General features: G+C 63.7%; 18 protein-coding genes. 4 read left to right on the top strand and 14 right to left on the bottom strand.

Translation table 11 applies throughout. The features are described from left to right. Window positions 1-48: 48 nt before the first annotated feature. The 3 genes from AC1MGT_RS20385 to AC1MGT_RS20375 are packed head-to-tail and all read left to right on the top strand — an operon-like array spanning window position 49 to window position 2317. On the top strand, window positions 49-336 hold the full coding sequence (locus AC1MGT_RS20385) for a DUF3649 domain-containing protein (RefSeq protein ID WP_332530035.1): 288 nt from the start codon (window positions 49-51) through the stop codon (window positions 334-336). Then, on the top strand, window positions 333-1970 hold the full coding sequence (locus AC1MGT_RS20380; protein WP_499501783.1) for a PepSY-associated TM helix domain-containing protein: 1638 nt from the start codon (window positions 333-335) through the stop codon (window positions 1968-1970). The genes AC1MGT_RS20385 and AC1MGT_RS20380 overlap by 4 nt, the downstream gene beginning before the upstream one ends. Further along, complete coding sequence (locus tag AC1MGT_RS20375) at window positions 1967-2317, top strand: DUF3325 domain-containing protein (protein WP_499501782.1); 351 nt, start codon at window positions 1967-1969, stop codon at window positions 2315-2317. Before AC1MGT_RS20380 ends, AC1MGT_RS20375 begins: the two co-directional genes overlap by 4 nt. Before the next feature lie 486 nt (window positions 2318-2803). On the opposite strand, the gene phoR is transcribed toward AC1MGT_RS20375, so the two are convergent. The 10 genes from phoR to alr all read right to left on the bottom strand — a co-directional run bounded on the left by phoR (window position 2804) and on the right by alr (window position 12841). Next, a complete protein-coding gene (phoR, locus tag AC1MGT_RS20370) occupies window positions 2804-4096 on the bottom strand; it encodes a phosphate regulon sensor histidine kinase PhoR (RefSeq protein WP_499501781.1) in 1293 nt (430 codons plus the stop codon). A gap of 18 nt (window positions 4097-4114) precedes the next feature. Beyond that, the gene (locus AC1MGT_RS20365) at window positions 4115-4801 is read right to left on the bottom strand and encodes a response regulator (protein WP_183551095.1); all 687 of its coding nucleotides are present in this window, start codon (window positions 4799-4801) and stop codon (window positions 4115-4117) included. 2 nt (window positions 4802-4803) lie between these two features. Continuing rightward, the gene (phoU, locus tag AC1MGT_RS20360) at window positions 4804-5505 is read right to left on the bottom strand and encodes a phosphate signaling complex protein PhoU (protein WP_183551093.1); all 702 of its coding nucleotides are present in this window, start codon (window positions 5503-5505) and stop codon (window positions 4804-4806) included. 71 nt (window positions 5506-5576) lie between these two features. Then, on the bottom strand, window positions 5577-6365 hold the full coding sequence (pstB, locus tag AC1MGT_RS20355) for a phosphate ABC transporter ATP-binding protein PstB (protein WP_258837575.1): 789 nt from the start codon (window positions 6363-6365) through the stop codon (window positions 5577-5579). A gap of 36 nt (window positions 6366-6401) precedes the next feature. Then, window positions 6402-7262 (bottom strand): phosphate ABC transporter permease PstA, encoded by an 861-nt coding sequence (gene pstA / locus AC1MGT_RS20350; protein WP_183551089.1) that lies wholly within the window; start codon window positions 7260-7262, stop codon window positions 6402-6404. 13 nt (window positions 7263-7275) lie between these two features. After that, the gene (gene pstC, locus AC1MGT_RS20345; protein WP_183551087.1) at window positions 7276-8298 is read right to left on the bottom strand and encodes a phosphate ABC transporter permease subunit PstC; all 1023 of its coding nucleotides are present in this window, start codon (window positions 8296-8298) and stop codon (window positions 7276-7278) included. A gap of 108 nt (window positions 8299-8406) precedes the next feature. Further along, window positions 8407-9441, bottom strand: coding sequence for a phosphate ABC transporter substrate-binding protein PstS (gene pstS, locus AC1MGT_RS20340; protein WP_499501780.1), 1035 nt, complete (start codon window positions 9439-9441; stop codon window positions 8407-8409). Window positions 9442-9931: 490 nt separating this feature from the next. Continuing rightward, complete coding sequence (locus AC1MGT_RS20335; RefSeq protein ID WP_499501779.1) at window positions 9932-10252, bottom strand: PilZ domain-containing protein; 321 nt, start codon at window positions 10250-10252, stop codon at window positions 9932-9934. Between the two features lie 93 nt (window positions 10253-10345). Further along, the gene (radA, locus tag AC1MGT_RS20330) at window positions 10346-11722 is read right to left on the bottom strand and encodes a DNA repair protein RadA (protein WP_183551078.1); all 1377 of its coding nucleotides are present in this window, start codon (window positions 11720-11722) and stop codon (window positions 10346-10348) included. Window positions 11723-11734: 12 nt separating this feature from the next. Further along, window positions 11735-12841 carry an alanine racemase gene (gene alr / locus AC1MGT_RS20325; protein WP_499501778.1) on the bottom strand — a complete coding sequence of 369 codons (1107 nt, stop codon included), beginning with the start codon at window positions 12839-12841 and terminating at the stop codon, window positions 11735-11737. A 160-nt stretch (window positions 12842-13001) separates the two neighbouring features. Between alr and lplT the strand changes: the two genes are divergently transcribed. After that, complete coding sequence (lplT, locus tag AC1MGT_RS20320; RefSeq protein ID WP_499501777.1) at window positions 13002-14261, top strand: lysophospholipid transporter LplT; 1260 nt, start codon at window positions 13002-13004, stop codon at window positions 14259-14261. Between the two features lie 456 nt (window positions 14262-14717). Here lplT and AC1MGT_RS20315 read toward each other — a convergent pair whose 3' ends face one another. Genes AC1MGT_RS20315 through tsaB form a run of 4 tightly spaced genes read right to left on the bottom strand, consistent with a single transcriptional unit; the run spans window position 14718 to window position 17716 of the window. Continuing rightward, a complete protein-coding gene (locus AC1MGT_RS20315) occupies window positions 14718-15656 on the bottom strand; it encodes a DUF1853 family protein (RefSeq protein WP_499501776.1) in 939 nt (312 codons plus the stop codon). After that, window positions 15640-16548: a uracil-DNA glycosylase gene (locus tag AC1MGT_RS20310; RefSeq protein ID WP_499501775.1), complete on the bottom strand. Its 909-nt coding sequence runs from the start codon at window positions 16546-16548 to the stop codon at window positions 15640-15642. The genes AC1MGT_RS20315 and AC1MGT_RS20310 overlap by 17 nt, the downstream gene beginning before the upstream one ends. Beyond that, window positions 16545-17012, bottom strand: coding sequence for a ribosomal protein S18-alanine N-acetyltransferase (gene rimI, locus AC1MGT_RS20305; RefSeq protein ID WP_499501774.1), 468 nt, complete (start codon window positions 17010-17012; stop codon window positions 16545-16547). Before rimI ends, AC1MGT_RS20310 begins: the two co-directional genes overlap by 4 nt. Further along, complete coding sequence (tsaB, locus tag AC1MGT_RS20300; protein ID WP_499501773.1) at window positions 17009-17716, bottom strand: tRNA (adenosine(37)-N6)-threonylcarbamoyltransferase complex dimerization subunit type 1 TsaB; 708 nt, start codon at window positions 17714-17716, stop codon at window positions 17009-17011. The genes rimI and tsaB overlap by 4 nt, the downstream gene beginning before the upstream one ends. Between the last annotated feature and the right edge of the window lie 27 nt (window positions 17717-17743).

Here is a 17743-nt window from a genome sequence, read left to right as displayed (position 1 = left end):
CCGTGTATCCAGTGACGCCATCCGACGTCTGAAGAAAGGCCCGGGCTCATGACCACGACCACCTGGCGCTACCGTGGCGGCGTCACCGCCCGCGCGGTGGCCGCGATCGGCGGCGGCTACGTGCTCGCGGCGCTTGCCGGCGCACTGATTGCGCTGGCGCTGCCGCTGCCACGCGCCGATGCCGTCACCATCGCCACGCTGCTGGCGTTCGTCATCTATCCCTGCGTGATCCTGTGGGTCTTTGCCACGCGCAGCGCGCTGCACGCCTGCGTCGGGGTGGCTGTGATGTGCGCGAAGCTGTGGATGATTTTGTGGCTGGTCGGAGGAACGGCATGAAGGACGGCTTGCGGCAATCGATGGCATGGGTGCATACGTGGGCTGGCCTGCTCGTGTGCTGGCTGCTGCTGCTGGTGTTCATGGCCGGCACGGCGGCGTATTACCGGCACGAGATCACGTTCTGGATGAAGCCCGAGCTGCACGCGGCAGCCGCCGCGCCGGCCACGCTCTCCCCGGCGCAGTCGGCGCAACTGGCCGTGCGCACGTTGCAGGAGCGCGCACCGGGCGCGACGCGCTGGACGATCGACCTTCCCGACGAGCGCAATCCGCTGATCCAGGCTGCCTGGCAGAATCCGCCGAAAAAAGACATGTCGCGCGCAGAGCGCCGCAATGCGCTGCGCGACCAGAATGTCACGCTCGACCCGACGACAGGCCTGCCAACGGCCAAACCGCGCGACACCCGTGGTGGGGACTTCCTGTACCGCCTGCACTTCGACCTGCACTACATGCCGGCGATCTGGGGCCGCTGGATCGTCGGCATTGGCGCGATGTTCATGCTGGTGGCGATCATCAGCGGCGTGATCACGCACAAGCGCATCTTCAAGGACTTCTTCACGTTCCGGCCAAAGAAGGGCCAGCGTTCGTGGCTGGACGCGCACAACGCGACGGCCGTGCTGGCACTGCCGTTTCACCTGATGATCACGTATACGGGCATCGTGACGCTGATGTTCATCTACATGCCCGCGCCCACCAAGGCGCTGTACGGGGATGAGCAGAACACGATGTTCAGCGACGTGTTCGGGAACGTCGAGCGCGGCAAGCCGGCGGACATCGCCGCGCCGCTGGCCGACATCGGGCCGATGCTGCAACAGGCCGAGCGGGCGTGGGGCGTGACGCCATCGCGCGTGGCGATCAGCCATCCGAACGATGCAGCCGCGCGCGTGGAACTGTATCGCCCGTCGGGCCAGCAGTTGTCGAATCTTGAGCCGGCGATGACGTTTGATGGCGTCAGTGGCGCCCTGGTGTCGCAAACGCCCCAGTTGAGCACGACGCTGGCCACGCGCGCCGCGATCTACGGCATGCACCTGGCGCACTTTGCCGATCCGCTGCTACGCGCGCTGTTCTTCGTGTGCGGCCTGGCCGGCAGCGCGATGGTCGCCACCGGCGCGCTGCTGTGGGGCGTGCGGGAGCGCCAGTCGTACGCCAAGGTCGTGGCCAGTGGCGGACGCGTCGGCTTCGGCGTGCGCCTGGTCGACGCACTGAACATCGGCGCCATTGCCGGCCTGCCGATCGCGTTTGCCGCCTTCTTCTGGGCCAACCGCCTGCTGCCGGTGGACATGGCCCAACGCGCCAGCGCCGAAGCCAACTGGTTCTTCATCGCCTGGGGCGCCGCCGCCCTCCTCGCCCAGATCCGGCCGACACGCGCGATGTGGCGTTTCCAGCTAACGGTGGGCGCGGTGCTGTTGGCGGGCATCCCTGTGCTGAACGTGTTCACGACCGATTCGCACCTGGGTGTGTCGCTGTTCGGCGGCCCGGGGCTGCGGCCGGTGGCGGCGTTCGACATCGTCGTTCTGGTGCTGGGCGCATTGCTCGGCTGGGCCGCCTGGTGGCTGGGGCACAAAGCCAAAAAGAAAGCAGCGAAAAAGCAGACGGCGGCTGACGCCGGATCGACCTCGACCATGGAGCCCGTATGAGCATGCTATCTCTCAGCAGTGTTTCCCTCGCCTTCAGCGCATTCGCCGCCAAAGGCATCGTGATGGACCGCCACTACGCCGACCTGCACGGCCGCGGCAAAGAGCCGGCGCCGGCGCTCAGGATGCGCATGCGGACATTGGCCTGGCTGGGTCTGGCGCTCTCCTTCGCCGCCTGCATCGCCGCCCGCGGCTGGCACGTCGGCCCGGTGCTGTGGTGCGGCGTCCTGTCGGTCGCCGCCTGGACCGTCGCCGCCATGCTCCAATACGCCCCCCGCAAAGTCGCCCAAGGCGCCTGGATCGGCATCCCAGCAGCCGCCCTGACCACCGCCCTCCTCCTGCTACCCTAACATCAGGAACAATTAGGGTCAGAGTCGAATTATTGGGCAATTTCCCACTCGCACCACGAAGTTTTGCCGACCCTCAATTTCCTCGCTTCAGCTTGCCCAAAAGACAATTAGGGTCAGAGTCGAATTGTTTGACAACTTTCGAAGTTGCTCATTAATTCGACTCTGACCCTCATGTTTTTGGGGTCAAAATCACCGAAAAATGTCGCTCTATCTATTGAACGAAGCCTTTGTTTGCCTGCGCCCATCGTTCTATTCAAAATCAATTGTTCTTCTCACTAAAACGCCCAAAAAACAATGAGGGTCAGAGTCGAATTGTTTGACAACTTTCGAAGTTGCTCATTAATTCGACTCTGACCCTCATTGTCCCAAACAAACGTTTCCGTGCGATTTGTGATCAACCGGAAGATCTCCCCGGCATGTCACAAAGTTATCAAACAATTCGACTCTGACCCCAATTGTAGGGCAATTGCTTTTGGGGGCGGAGGGTTACGCTGGCAGGGATGTGTTCGGGAGCGTGGCGGCGAAGGTGCTGCCTTTGCCGGGTTGTGACGTGATCGTCAGCTTGCCGCCGTGGCGCAGCAGCACGTGCTTGACGATGGCCAGGCCCAGGCCCGTGCCCTGCGTTTCGCGCGAGCGGCTCTTGTCCACGCGGTAGAAACGCTCCGTCAGGCGCGGGATGTGTTCCGGGTCGATGCCGATGCCGCAGTCGGTTACCGCAAACGCCAGCGCGTCGGGGCCGCGTGACCAGGCCAGGCGGATCGTGCCGCCGTTGGGCGAGTAGCGTACGGCGTTCGACGCCAGGTTGGCAAAGGCACTGCGCAGCTCTTCCATGCTGCCCATCACGTCCGGGCCGTCGACTGCCACCTCGATCGTGTGCCGGCCGCCCGACAGCGCGCGCGCTTCGGCGGCGATCGATTCGACCAGAAGCTTGATATCCACCCGCTCACGCTTGAGCGGAAATTCGTCCGACTCCAGCCGCGACAGGGTCAGCATGTCCTGGATCAGCCGCTGCATGCGCTGCGCCTGCTCGGTCATCAGGCTCAGGTGCGCCGTGCGCGTGGTGACGTCCAGGCCAGGGTCGGCCATCGCGATTTCCAGGAAGCCAACAATCACCGTCAGCGGCGTCCTCAGCTCGTGCGATGCATTGGCAATGAAGTCGCGCCGCATCGCTTCGATCCGCTCGGTGTCGGTCGCGTCGTGCGTGACCAGGATCTGGCGCCGGTTCTCGAACGGGATGATGCGGCATTCGATCTTGCGGCCCCTGAACGCCAGCGTCAGCGGCTGCTCGTAGCGGCCCAGGATGATGTAGTCTATGAAATCGGGATGGCGCACCAGATTGGTCACGCGCAAGCCCTTGTCACGCTCCATTGTCAGGCCCAGATGGCGCTCGAGCGCCGGGTTGCACCACTCCAGGAACAGCACGTCGTCCATGATCGCGACGCCTTCCGGCAGCAGGTGCATCGCCTGGCGGAAGCGGGCCAGCCATTCCGTGAGTTCAGCCTGGTGCTTCTTGTCGTCGCGCCGCAGGTGGTACAGGCGCGCGAACGCTTCCGTCCAGGCGCCCCAGCCATCCGGCAGGCGCGTCTCTTGCGGATGCTCGAGCCATTCGCCCAGCTTCTGCAGGTACGACAGCTGGACGATGATGGCCGTGACGGTGGCGGCCAGCGCCAGCGACAGCCCGGCCACCAGCCCCATCCACCACCAGACGAGGCCCGCAAAGGCAAACAACAGCCCCAGGCGCAACAGCGCCGGGACCCAGAACAGCAACTTGGGATTCATCGCGTCCTTCGACACAGACTATTTTTCGGACAGCATGTAGCCGACGCTGCGCACCGTGCGGATCAGGCCATCGGCCGATTTCAGCGCCTTGCGCAGCCGCAGCACATGCACGTCGACCGTGCGCTCTTCGATCACCGCATGGTCGCCCCACACCTTGTCGAGCAACTGGGCGCGCGAAAACACGCGCTCGCGGTGCGCCAGCAGGTACTTGAGCAGCTTGTACTCGGCGTTGCCGATGTCGATCTGCTGGTTCTCGACCGTCACGGTGCAGCTGTTCGGATCGAGCGTCACGCTGCCGGCACGCAGCGGCGCTTCGGCCAGGTGCGGGCTCTTGCGGCGCAGCAGCGCGCGCGAACGGGCCAGCAGTTCGCGTGGCGAGAACGGCTTGGTGATGTAGTCGTCGGCGCCGCTGTTCAGCCCCGCCAGCTTGTCTTCTTCCATGCTCTTGGCGGTCAGCATGATCACCGGCAGCTCCTGGAAGTCGCGGTCGGCGCGCAGGCGCGACAGCAAGCGCAAGCCGCTCTGGTCGGGCAGCATCCAGTCCAGCAGCAGCAGGTCGGGCTTGCCCCGGCTGATGCTGTCCCAGGCGCCGGCCGCCGTATCGGCCGTGCGGATTTCCCAGCCCGCTTCGCGCAGCGAATAGGTCACCAGTTCAACGATCGCCGGCTCGTCCTCGACCACGAGGACGGAGGTGGTGTCGGCCATGCTCACAGTACCGGCGGCTCGCCGAGCGTCGGCTTGCTGTGGCGGATGTCGCGGCCTTCGACCACGTAGATCACGTATTCGGCGATGTTCTTGGCATGGTCGCCGATACGCTCGATGGCCTTGGCCACCCACAGCGTGTCGAGCGCCGACGAAATCGTGCGCGGGTCTTCCATCATGAACGTGACCATCGTGCGCAGGATGACGCGGAACTCGTGGTCGACCACTTCGTCGCCCGCGATGATCTGCAAGGCCTGCTTGCCGTCCAGGCGCGCGAACGCGTCGAGCGAATCGTGCAGCAGTTCGGACGTCGCCTTGGCGATCGTGCGGATCATGTCGAAATGGGCAAAGCCCGTCGCGCCCCGCTCGTGCAGGCTTTTCGCCGTGCGCGCAACCTTGGTCGCTTCGTCGCCGATCCGCTCGAGGTCGGTGATCACCTTGATGGTGGCCATCACGGTGCGCAGGTCGTTCGCGGTCGGCTGGCGTTTCACGATCAGGTGGCTGCAGGCGTCGTCCAGCGCGACTTCAAGCTGGTTGACGGCCTGGTCTTCGGCCATCACGCGCTCGGCGCGCGCGATGTCGCCGATGCGGAAGCATTCCAGCGCTTCTTCGAACTGGGTTTCCACCATGCCGCCCATCAGCAAGACCTGGGAACGAATCCCTTCGAGTTCCTGGTCGTACTGCTTGGATGAATGCTCGCCTGTCATACAAACTCTCCGTCAATATTCTTGTGAAGCCGGACCAAGTGGGCCGGCCGATAAAGTCTCAGCCTGTTCAATCAACCGAAACGGCCGGTAATATAGTCTTGCGTTTCCTTGCGCGCCGGCTTCATGAAGATCTGGTCGGTCTCGCCGAATTCGACCAGCTCGCCCAGGTACATATAGGCGGTGTAGTCGGAGCAGCGCGCGGCCTGCTGCATATTGTGGGTCACGATCGTGATCGTGTAATCCTGCTTCAGTTCGCTGATCAGCTCTTCGATCTTGGCGGTCGAAATCGGGTCCAGCGCCGAGGTCGGCTCATCGAGCAGCAGCACGTCGGGCTTGACTGCCACGCCGCGCGCGATGCACAGGCGCTGCTGCTGGCCGCCCGACAGCGACAGGCCGCTCTTGGACAGCTTGTCCTTGGCTTCTTCCCACAGCGCTGCCTTTTTCAGTGCCCACTCGACGCGCTCGTCCATCTCGCCTTTCGACAGGTTCTCGTACAGGCGCACGCCAAACGCGATGTTGTCGTAGATCGACATCGGGAACGGGGTCGGCTTCTGGAACACCATGCCGACCTTGGCACGCAGCATGTTCACGTCAACGCCTGCGTCGAGGATATTGCCGCCGCGGTACATGATCTTGCCTTCGGCGCGCTGGCCCGGGTACAGGTCGTACATCCGGTTGAGGGTGCGCAGCAGCGTCGACTTGCCGCAGCCCGACGGGCCGATAAAGGCCGTCACCTGCTTGGCGTGGATGTCGAGGCTGACATTCTTCAGACTCTGCGTTTTACCGTAAAAGAAGTTCAGGCCTTCGATTTCGATCGTCTTGGCTTTGGCCGCAGCCGGGGTCGGAGTCGTATTGAGCATGGCTTGGTTCATCACTTTATCGTTTATCAGAGTGAATTAATTCGGGGTTTTTTGGCTGAACAGCGTACGCGACAGAATGTTCAGCAGCAACACGGTCGTGGTCACCAGCAATGCACCGGCCCAGGCCAGCGAGCGCCAGTCGTCATACGGGCTCATGGCGTAGGTGTAGATCACCACCGGCAGGTTCGCCAGCGGCGCATTCATGTCGTGGCTGTAGAACTGGTTGTTCAGCGCGGTGAACAGCAGCGGCGCGGTTTCACCCGTGACGCGGGCCACGGCCAGCAGCACGCCGGTGACGACGCCAGCCTTCACGGCGCGCAGGCGCACGGTCAGGGCCACTTTCCAGTGCGGCGCACCCAGCGCATAGGCTGCTTCGAGCAGGCTGGGTGGTACCAGGCGCAGCATGTTGTCAGTAGTGCGCACGACGACCGGGATGGCGATCAGCGACAGTGCGATCGTGCCGGCATAGCCCGAAAAGTGCTGGACCTTGGCGACGTAGATCGCGTACACGAACAGGCCGATCACGATCGACGGGGCCGACAGCATGATGTCGGTCACGAAGCGCGTGACTTGCGCGAACTTGTTGTTCTCGCCGTATTCAGCCAGATAAATACCGGCCAGGATGCCCACCGGCGTGCTGATCAGCGTCGACAGGCCGACCATCATCACGCTGCCGAGAATGGCGTTGCGCAAGCCGCCGCCAGGCGTGCCCGGGGCTGGCGTGTCAGCCGTGAACAGCGTGGCCGACAGGCCGCCCAGGCCGTTGTACAGCAGCGTGAACAGAATCCAGGCCAGGAAGGCCAGACCGATGCCCATCGCGCACACCGACAGCGTGATGCCGATGCGGTGCGCCAGCAGGCGACGGCGATACACCGGGTTCTTGGTAGCAGTGTTCATCTCAGTTGCCATCTTATTTCGTACCTTCGTTACGGGACATACCGAGCAGCATGATCTTGGCCGCCGACAGCACGATGAACGTGATGCCAAACAGGATCAGTGCCAGCGCAAACAGCGACGACGAATGCAGCGTGCTGGCCGCTTCGGCAAATTCGTTGGCGAGCGTCGACGAAATCGAATTACCTGGCGAGAACAGCGAGGCCGACAGCGAGTGCGCGTTACCGATCACGAACGTCACAGCCATCGTTTCACCCAGCGCGCGGCCCAGGCCCAGCATGACACCACCCACCACACCGTTGCGGGTATATGGCAGCACGACCTTGCGCACCACTTCCCAGCGGGTGCAACCGAGGCCATACGCCGATTCCTTCAACACGGTCGGCACGATCTCGAACACGTCGCGCATCACCGAGGCGATGAACGGGATGATCATGATTGCCAGAATCAGGCCGGCGGTCATGATGCCGATACCCATCGTCGGGCCCTGGAAGATGACGCCGATTACCGGCAACTGGCCGATGGTTTCTTTCAGCAGCGGCTGCACGTGGTCGGCGAACATCGGCGCGAACACGAACAGACCCCACATGCCGTAGATGATCGACGGCACGCCGGCGAGCAGTTCGACAGCGGTGCCCAGCGGGCGGCGCAGCCAGGCCGGGCAGATCTCCGTCAGGAACAGCGCGATGCCGAAGCTGATCGGAAAGGCCACGGCCAGCGCGATGATCGATGTGGCCAGCGTGCCCCAGATGGCGATCATGGCACCGAACTCGTCGTTCACCGGATCCCATTCGACGCGGGTGATGAAGCCCGGGCCAAACTGCGAGAACGCCGGCGCGGCGCCGATGGCCAGCGAGATGATGATCCCGATCAGCACCGCCAGGACCGTGGCAGCAAACAGCAGCGTGATTTTGTGGAAGAAGAAGTCCTGGATGCGCTGATTGCGCATCGTCGTGCGCAGTGCAGCGTAACGGCGGGCGTCTTCGGCTGCTGCCTGTTCAGGCAGGTCCTGCGCGGACAAGGATGGGTGGGCGCTCATATGTGTGGAAGACTCGCTATAAGACTCGTAATCAATATCGTTTTGTCAATATTGCTGGCATGCAGAAGGACCGGTCGGGCCGGTCCTTCGATGATGAAAACTAGTGGATTACCAGAGCGCCTTGCCGGTGGTGTCTTTCAGATTGGTGCGCCAGGCGTCCTGCACCAGCTTGATGACCGGCGCAGGCATTGGCACGTAGTCGAGTTCAGCAGCCGAGGCGGCGCCGTTCTTGTACGACCAGTCGAAGAACTTCAGCACTTCCTTGCCCTTGGCCGCGTCCTGGGCCTTGTGCACGAGGATGTACGATGCGCCCGTGACTGGCCAGCTGTCCTTGCCTGGCTGGTCGGTCAGGATGACCGCAAAGCCCGGGGTACCCGACCAGTTGGCGCCAGCAGCGGCGGCCTTGAAGGCGTCGTCGCTTGGTTGCAGGAACACACCATCCTTGTTCTGGAGCTGGGTGTGCGACATTTTGTTCTTCTTGGCGTAGGCCCACTCGACGTAGCCGATGCCGCCCTTGATGCGCTGCACGTTGGCGGCCACACCTTCGTTGCCCTTGCCGCCCACGCCCACTGCCCACTTGACGGTGGTGCCGGCGCCGACTTTCGTCTTCCATTCCGGGCTCGACTTCGACAGGAAGTCGGTCCACAGGAACGAGGTGCCCGAGCTGTCGGCACGGCGCACGACGGTGATGTCGGCGTCCGGCAGTTTGACGCCCGGATTCAGCGCAGCGATCTGCGGCGCATTCCACTTGACGATCTTGCCCATGTAAATGTCGGCGATGACGGCGCCGCTCAGTTTCATCTGGCCCGGGGCGATGCCCGCCAGGTTGACGATCGGCACGACGCCGCCCATCACGGCCGGGAACTGGAACAGGCCGGCGGCGTTGAGTTCAGCGGCTGCCAGCGGCATGTCGGACGCGCCGAAGTCGACGGTCTTGGCCTTGATCTGCTTGATGCCGGCGCCGGAACCGACCGACTGGTAGTTCAGGCCATTGCCGGTCGCTGCCTTGTACAGCTCGGCCCATTTGGCGTAGATCGGATAAGGGAACGTCGCGCCTGCGCCGGTGATGTTGGCGGCCTGGGCGGTTGCGGTGAATGCCGAAGCGGCAACGGCGATCGAAACGAAGAGATGCTTCATGCGCATATCTGATCCTCTGAAAATAGAACGACGGGACGATCCCGCTGACGATGAAGCGCAGTCTAGCGGGCGAATATGACAAGTTCATGACATATTCTGAAATGTGACACGAACATGACACGGCCGCAAGCATGGCATTGCCGGTGGGGATGCGGCGCGCGGCTGGGCGTGCACCAATATTTTTCCACCTGCGCCAGCCTTGTAAATACCGTGTCAGCTGCTAACCTGAAGTGTCGGTTTCACATGGAGGGAATGCCCAACGGCGTTGATGATTGTATGCTGGACATGATGGTCATGGGGATCCTGGGCGGGCTGGCGGCACTGGTCGCGTTCGAGATCTACCAGGAAGTACGTGGCAGTGCCAGGGAACTCGAAGACCGCTATCACGAATAGCGACAAACCCGCTCAGCGGGTCAGACAGCAAGCGGCGAGGCCTCAGGGCGCTCGCCGCTTGCCGCATGGTGCGTCGATGTCAGCGTCGATGTCAGCATTACTGTCAGCGCAGGAAGCGCGCCAACGCGGTCACGGCTGCCAGGTCAAGGCTCTGAAACTGAAACCCCACTTTGTACTCACCGCCGCTGAAAATGCAGTGCAACGCTTTGGCACGGGTGTCGATCGTCGTGAAGCGACCGTCGATCATCAGGTCGAAACGCAGCTGGCTGGCGAGCCCGACCGGCACCGGATCGGGGATGTTGACACTGATGCCGTTGGGGCTGACATCGACGCTCTTGCCGGTGAATGGCGCCCGACCGTCAATGGCCAGCAAGACTTTGGTACGCAATACTTTGCGCGGGGACTGCCTCTGCTCTTGTAACACTTGTTTCCCATGATGCCTGAAAAGAGACACTATTATAGGAACATCCACAGGATCCGGCACGACATTGTTGCGCCGTGCCGGTGTGCCATGCGCCTAGTCGAGTTCGCGTAGTTTGTTGAACGCTTCTTCGATGCGTTCGACGGCGATGATCGTCATGCCCTCAATTTTCTGCTTCGGCGCATTCGCTTTCGGGATCACGGCAATCGAAAAGCCCAGCTTGGCCGCTTCGCGCAAGCGTTCCTGGCCACGCGGCGCCGGCCGGATCTCGCCGGCCAGGCCCACTTCACCAAACACCACGAGCCCGCGCGGCAACGGTTTGCTGCGCATCGATGAATTGATCGCCAGCAGCACGGCCAGGTCGGCCGCCGGTTCGGTGATCTTCACGCCACCCACTGCGTTGATGAACACGTCCTGATCAAACGCGGCGATGCCGGCATGGCGGTGCAGCACCGCCAGCAGCATCGCCAGGCGGTTCTGCTCGAGACCGACCGACAGGCGGCGCGCATTGGGCAGGTGGCTCGTGTCGACCAGCGCCTGGATTTCGACCAGCAGCGGGCGCGTGCCTTCCTGCGTGACCATGACGCACGAGCCCGGCACGGGCGTGTCGTGCTGCGACAGGAACAGCGCGGACGGATTCGACACCCCTTTCAGGCCTTTTTCGGTCATCGCGAACACACCCAGCTCGTTGACGGCGCCGAAGCGGTTCTTGATCGCCCGCACAAGGCGGAAGCTCGACTGCGTATCGCCCTCGAAATACAGCACCGTATCGACGATGTGTTCGAGCACGCGCGGGCCGGCCAGCGCGCCCTCTTTCGTCACGTGGCCGACCAGGATGATCGTCACGCCGGTCTGCTTGGCCACGCGCGTCAGCTGCGCCGCGCATTCGCGCACCTGGGCCACCGAACCGGGCGCGGACGTCAGGGCGTCCGAATACACGGTCTGGATCGAATCGATCACCGCCACTTCGGGCTTCAGGTCGGCGATCGTGCCGAGGATTTTCTCGAGCTGGATCTCGGCTTGTAATTTGAGGTCTTGCGCGTCGACCGCGAGCCGGCGCGCGCGCAGCGCGATCTGGGCGCCGGATTCTTCACCGCTGACATATAACGTGGAGCGCGTTTTGGACAGGCTGGCCAGCGCCTGCAGCAGCAGCGTGGACTTGCCGATACCCGGGTCGCCGCCAATCAGCACGACGCCGCCGGCCACCAGGCCGCCACCCAGCACGCGGTCGAATTCCTCGATGCCGGTGCCAAAGCGCGGCACGTCGATCGCCTCGATATCGGCCAGCGACAGCACTGGTGCGGTCTGCGCCAGCGCGCGGTGCGGCGTTTGCGACATACGGTTCACGCCGGGCGCTTCGACGACGGTTTCGACCATCGTGTTCCAGGCCTTGCAGTCGGCGCACTGGCCCATCCAGCGGGTGGCGATCGCGCCACATTCGGAGCAGGTGTAATTGGTTTTTGCTTTTGCCATGTTCTCTATCAGTTATCCATCGGTGCCCAGGCGGCCTTCGGCGATGCGCACGCGCGGCGCGACGGCGCACATCAACTCGTAGCCGATCGTACCGGCGGCGTGCGCCACGTCGTCGATCGGCAGGCCATCGCCCCACAGCGTGACCTTGCTGCCGATGCGCGCATTGGGCACCGGCGAGAGGTCGACCGTCATCATGTCCATCGAGACGCGGCCGATCAGCCCCGTGCGCACGCCATCGACGATCACCGGCGTGCCATGCGGGGCGCTGCGCGGGTAGCCGTCGGCATAGCCGCAGGCGACGACGCCGATCGTCATCGGGCCGTCGGCCACGAAGCGACTGCCGTAGCCAACCGTGTCGCCGCGCTCGATGTGCTGGATGCCGATGATTTCCGAGCGCAGCGTCATCGTCGGGCGCAGGCCGAAATCGCCCGCGCTGCGCCCGCCCGGCGTGCCGCCGTACAGCATGATGCCGGGCCGGACCCAGTCGTTCTGGAGGTGCTCGCTGATCATGGCCTGATGCAGCACGCCGCCCGAATTGGACAGGCTGCGCTCGCCGGGCAAATCGCCGGCACCGATCTGGAAGCGGCGCACCTGCTCGGCGATGGTCAATAGCGGGTGCTCGAGTTCGTCGGCGTTGGCAAAGTGCGTCATGTGCGTGATGTTGCGCACGTCGGGGATCGCGCGCAGCCGCTTGTAGGCGGCCGCGTACTCGTCCGGGCGCAGGCCCAGGCGGTTCATGCCCGTATTCATTTTCAGGTAGACATCGATCGGGCGGTAGAGCTGGGTGTATTCGAGCAGCTTGATCTGTTCGACCGAGTGCACGGCCGTGACGATATTGTGTTCGGCAAGCAGGGGCACGTCGGCTGCTTCGAAGAATCCCTCTAATAAGAGGATTGGCTTGATCCAGCCAAGTTCGCGCAGACGGATGGCGTTTTCGAGCTCGATCAGGGCCAGGCCATCGGCCGTGGCAAAGCCATGCATCGCGCGTTCGAGGCCGTGGCCGTAGGCATCGGCTTTGACGACCGCCCAGATCTTCGCCATAGGCGCGCAGGTGCGGGCCTGCGACAGATTGTGCTGCATCGATTCCGGGTGAATGGTGGCAAGGAGTGGGCGCGGCATGGTCGGCGATCGGGATGAAACCGGTACGAAAAGTTGGAGTGGCTATTCTACCGGAGCAGGCCAACGGGCGTTGCCGGTGCAGCCACGGCGCATCGTACGGCTTCGCCACGCCAGCCATTCATGGTATAAAGCAACCCGGACCGAACTTTAGAATTTTAGAATGAACCGTGGTTTTTATACCATCATGGCGGCGCAGTTCTTCTCGTCGCTGGCAGATAACGCGCTCCTGTTTGTCGCGATCAGCCTGCTCGTCGCAATGGACGCCCCGGCATCGCTCACTCCGCTGCTGAAGCTGTCGTTCGTCCTGTTCTATGTGTTGCTGGCCGCCTTCGTCGGCGCCTTCGCCGATGCGCTCAACAAGGGCCGCGTGATGTTCATCGCGAACATCATCAAGGTATTCGGCTGCGCGCTGATGTTCTTCACGGTGCACCCATTGATTTCGTACGCCGTCGTCGGCTTTGGCGCGGCCGTGTATTCGCCTGCCAAATACGGCATCCTGACCGAATTGCTGCCGCCGGAAAAACTGGTGCCGGCCAATGGCTGGATCGAAGGCTTGACGGTGATGTCGATCATCCTCGGCACGGTGCTGGGCGGCACGCTGGTCAGCCCGCGCGGCTCGGGCTTTTTGCTCTCGTTCGACCTGCTACCACGCCTGGGCATCGACACACCGGCCGAGGCCGCAATGGCCGTCGTGGTCGCAATCTATATCCTGGCCGCCATCTTCAACCTGCGCATCCCGGACACCGGCGCGCGCTACGAGCACCAGGAACGCAATCCGATCAAGCTCATCACCGACTTCGCCAATTGCTCGGCCACACTGTGGCGCGACAAGCTGGGGCAGATTTCGCTGGCCGTGACCACGCTGTTCTGGGGCGCTGGCGCGACGCTGCAATTCATCGTGCTCAAATGGGCCGAAGCATCGCTGGGCCTGCCGCTGGACCAGGCGACGAACCTGATCGGCGTGGTCGCGATCGGCGTCGCACTGGGCGCCGCGATGGCCGCCCGCATGATCCCGCTGCGCAAGTCGCTCACGGTGATCCCGATGGGCATCATCATGGGCCTGGTGGTGACGAGCATGGTGTTCGTGAAATCGGTCACGCTGGCCTACCCGCTGCTGGCCTTCATCGGCTTCCTGTCGGGCTTCTTCGTGGTCCCGATGAACGCGCTGCTGCAGCACCGCGGCCACGTCCTGATGAGCGCCGGTCACTCGATCGCGGTGCAAAACTTCAACGAGAACCTGTCGATCCTGACGATGCTCGCCGCCTACGCAGTGATGATCACGCTGAACCTCGACCTGAACATCATCATCGTCATCTTCGGCCTGTCCGTCGCCGGCATCATGCTCCTGATCCAACGCCGCCACCTGATGAACCAGCGCGAACACGACTCCCTGGGCCTCATCGGCGAAGGCAAACACTAAACTAGGGTCAGTGTCGAATTGTTTGACAACGTTTCGCCTGACCCCTTTCCATGAAGCCTGCCCTGCTCGGCATACCCAGCAGGCAATAGCTCAGGACAGTCACTCTGTCCCCACTTTCTCCGCATTCGCGAGAAATTGCTCAATAATTCGACTCTGACCCTAATTGTTTGGCGGGCTGAACTTGCTGGCCGCTACGCATTTGTCAGCGCTTTCCGAACCGATTCAGCCATCGGCTGAATTTGATGCTTGCAGACAAACTAAACGAATCCTGCAAGCAAAAAAATAATTAGGGTCAGAGTCGAATTGTTTGACAACTTTGGGGAATTGCCCATTAAATCTACTCTGACCCTACTTTGTTTGGCGAGCTGATCGGCGGGGTTTGAGGCAGGGTCGGGGGCTATTTATTGGGCAATTCGGGAAATTGCTCAATAAATCGACTCTGACCCTCATTAGGGGTTAGGGGGTGGCGGTTTGGGCGCGGGTGCGCCAGTCGTTGGGGACGATGAAGCCGCGGTCGACTTCTTCCAGCACGTCGTCTTGTGGGCGGACTCTTGCGATCAGCGCTGGGGTGTTTGAGGTGGCAAAGCGGTCGGTCAGTTCGGCTGCCAGTTGTGCGCGGGTCATTGTCCAAGTCGGTGAAGCGGTGCGCAGTGGCGCCAGCCATTCGAGTTTTGGCAGGATCACGTAGATGTCGTCGGGCAGACTATCCAGCTCGCTTAGCGCGCACCAGAAGCCGCGGCAATGGCCTTGGGTGATGCCTTGCATTGCCGGCCAGTGACCGGCCGGATAGAACAGCCAGCCTTTGACCAGCGCGCCGGCTTTGCTGACGGGACGTGGCAGTTGCGCTTGCGCGGCCGGGTGTTGGCCGAGTGCGAGCTGGCGTTCGAAGATCTTGCGCATCTTCAGGCCCAGCGTATCGGCCAGGTTGGGGCCGACCAATGTGTCGAGGCCACCTGCGCCGCCTTCTCCCTGCAGATAGAATTTTGTCGCGAACTCGATGTGCTCCAGCGCATCCGGGCCATTTTCGAGCAGGAAGTCGAATTCGCCGACCGTGTCATTGCGGTTGGCGCGGATTTGCAGGCCGTGCGCGACCAGCCGCCCCTGCTGCGCGAAGTAGAACGCCATCAGCTTTTCGGCGTACAGCCCCAGTCGCGTGTACGGTTTCTCGCCGAGCGCGGCGTTCAGGGTTGAGGGGTCAGCATCGAGCTGCGCCAGCCAGGTGGCGACCTCGTCCGTGACGGACCCCAGCGTTGCCACGCGCCCAGCCCATGCCGGTGCGGCGCCATCGAGCAGATCGGGCGAATCGAGCAGCCAGGCCAGCGCGCGCACCGGTGGCAACGTCAGGTGCCGCCAGCGCGCGTGGAACGCGGCCTGATAGCTAGGTGCGGGGTTCAAGCGAACGCGCCCGGCACAGGTCGGCCCAGGCCAGCGCCTTATCGGCGCCGCGCAGCAGCAATTCACCCGGATGCAGCGTGGCGACCAGTGGCACCTCGTTCAACGCGTGCACTTGACCGCGCACGCCGGCCAGCGGCTCGGTCGGGGCGCGGCCCAGCAGGCCGTTGGCTGCGACCTGCCCCATCGTCAGCACGGTCGTCGCGCCCGTCAGCGCCAGCTCGCGTTCCAGGAACGGCCGGCACGCCGTGATTTCGTCAGGCGTCGGCGCGCGCTCGCCGCCCCTGGCGTTGACCGGACGGCACTTCACCAGTGGCGTGACATACGCATCGCGCTCGCGCGACAGGCCGACCGCGTGCAACATATTGTCCAGCAGCTTGCCCGGATCACCCGTCAGCGGCTGGCCCGCCTGCTCGTCGAGCGCGCTTGGCGTGCCGGCGGCGATCAGCCAGACCGCCTGGCGCGGCCCGCTGCCATACACGGGTTTGCGCCCTTCCCCGCATGCGCAATCCTTGCAGCCGGCAATCGCTTGCCGCAAGCCCGTCCAGTCGAGCGTCGACACGTCGGGCGCGGCCGGCGCGGCGTCACTGCCGTCGTCCCACGCAGCGTCAGTGGCGACGGGCGGCGGATTGCGATACGGTGGCGCCGACAGCGGCGTCATCCCACGCGCGAGCGGAGCAGGATCGGGCACCGGCACCGGTGCAGAAGCCGGAACAACCGCCGGCGCAGAAGCAGTCGCCACCGCCGGCGCAGTGTCGCCAGCGAAATCAACATCGCTGGCGACAACATCGTCACCAGCAGCATCCGCGGAAGGCGCAGCCGCCCGCAACTGCCACAACGGCCCAATCCCCATCTCGTTCAGGAACAGCGCATCGCGCCCGCTCACGGTCTTCATAAATCCAGTCTCATCACGATGGCATCTTCACGGCCCGCGGCGCCGGCCGGATAGTAGCCCTTGCGGCGCCCGATATGGACATAGCCATGGCGCCGGTACACGTCCAGCGCGCGCTCGTTCGACGGCCGCACCTCGAGCAGGATCGACGTCATGCCCTGGCTGCGCGCTCGCGCCGCCAGCACGGCCAGCAAGCGCCGGCCCAGTCCCTGGCGCTGGCGATTCGCCGCCACCGCGACGTCGAGCAGGTGCGCCTCATCCAGCGCGTACATCAACAGGTAGTAGCCGGCCAACTGGCCCGCATCATCGCGCACGGTCCAGCAATCGTAGCCGCTGTTGAGCGAGTCGATGAAGTTCCCGCGACTCCAGGGAAACGGAAACACGCTCGCCTCCAGCGCGCACACCTCGCCCACATCGGCCGCCGTCATCGGCGCCAGTTGCAGGCCAAGATCTTGCAGGTCGCTCATGCGGCGGCCTTGGCAGCATTGATCACCAGGCGCTCGGCCGTGGTAAACGCGATCTTGTTGCGCAGGTAAATCGGCTGCGCCTGCGCCGCCGGCACGCCCAGCCCGGCCGCCAGCGCGCCAACGGCAAGGGGCACCATCTCGCGCGCATGCGGCACGATGTCGGCCATGGCGCCGGCAGCACATGCCTGCCCGGCGAAGGCGTCGGGATACGCCTCGAAGCCGTTGCCGCACGCCTGCAGACCAGCCACCGCCAGCGGCGCCACGGCCTGCGGCGCGCTCAGCGTGGGCGCCACGACTTCGCGCCATGCGCCATCGAAGCGGTACTGCGCCCAATAGACTTCGCCCATGCGCGCGTCGAGCACCGCCAGCACCTCGGTCGCGCCGCAGCGCGCCCGGCAGCTTTCAGCCATCGCGGCCAGCGTGACCATTGGGAGCACCGGCAGATTGGCGCCGTACGCCAATCCCTGTGCCACGCCGCACGCCGTGCGCACGCCGGTAAACGAGCCGGGACCGGCCCCGAAGGCAATCGCGTCGCAGTCCGCCAGCGCAATGCCGGCTTCGCGCAGCAGTTTCTGCACCATCGGCAGGATCGATTGCGAGTGGCTGCGCACGCCGGCAGTGGCACGGAAAATAACGGCGTCGTTGACCAGGAGCGCGCAAGACGCCAGCTCGGCCGAGGTTTCAATGGCAAGAATGGTAGGCATCCCGTATTTTAACCGCTTGGCCGGGCG

It is taken from the genome of Telluria sp. BA11 (genome assembly GCF_056680305.1).
Note: the sequence above shows the minus strand (reverse complement) of the source record. Positions and strands in the feature narration are given on the sequence as shown.

Bases quoted from the DNA above. Each gene is read 5' to 3' on its own strand.
- AC1MGT_RS20385 (WP_332530035.1), top strand. From the start codon at position 49: ATGACCACGACCACCTGGCGCTACCGTGGCGGCGTCACCGCCCGCGCG.
- AC1MGT_RS20380 (WP_499501783.1), top strand. From the start codon at position 333: ATGAAGGACGGCTTGCGGCAATCGATGGCATGGGTGCATACGTGGGCT.
- AC1MGT_RS20375 (WP_499501782.1), top strand. From the start codon at position 1,967: ATGAGCATGCTATCTCTCAGCAGTGTTTCCCTCGCCTTCAGCGCATTC.
- phoR (WP_499501781.1), bottom strand. From the start codon at position 4,096: ATGAATCCCAAGTTGCTGTTCTGGGTCCCGGCGCTGTTGCGCCTGGGG.
- AC1MGT_RS20365 (WP_183551095.1), bottom strand. From the start codon at position 4,801: ATGGCCGACACCACCTCCGTCCTCGTGGTCGAGGACGAGCCGGCGATC.
- phoU (WP_183551093.1), bottom strand. From the start codon at position 5,505: ATGACAGGCGAGCATTCATCCAAGCAGTACGACCAGGAACTCGAAGGG.
- pstB (WP_258837575.1), bottom strand. From the start codon at position 6,365: ATGCTCAATACGACTCCGACCCCGGCTGCGGCCAAAGCCAAGACGATC.
- pstA (WP_183551089.1), bottom strand. From the start codon at position 7,262: ATGAACACTGCTACCAAGAACCCGGTGTATCGCCGTCGCCTGCTGGCG.
- pstC (WP_183551087.1), bottom strand. From the start codon at position 8,298: ATGAGCGCCCACCCATCCTTGTCCGCGCAGGACCTGCCTGAACAGGCA.
- pstS (WP_499501780.1), bottom strand. From the start codon at position 9,441: ATGCGCATGAAGCATCTCTTCGTTTCGATCGCCGTTGCCGCTTCGGCA.
- radA (WP_183551078.1), bottom strand. From the start codon at position 11,722: ATGGCAAAAGCAAAAACCAATTACACCTGCTCCGAATGTGGCGCGATC.
- alr (WP_499501778.1), bottom strand. From the start codon at position 12,841: ATGCCGCGCCCACTCCTTGCCACCATTCACCCGGAATCGATGCAGCAC.
- lplT (WP_499501777.1), top strand. From the start codon at position 13,002: ATGAACCGTGGTTTTTATACCATCATGGCGGCGCAGTTCTTCTCGTCG.
- AC1MGT_RS20310 (WP_499501775.1), bottom strand. From the start codon at position 16,548: ATGAAGACCGTGAGCGGGCGCGATGCGCTGTTCCTGAACGAGATGGGG.
- rimI (WP_499501774.1), bottom strand. From the start codon at position 17,012: ATGAGCGACCTGCAAGATCTTGGCCTGCAACTGGCGCCGATGACGGCG.
- tsaB (WP_499501773.1), bottom strand. From the start codon at position 17,716: ATGCCTACCATTCTTGCCATTGAAACCTCGGCCGAGCTGGCGTCTTGC.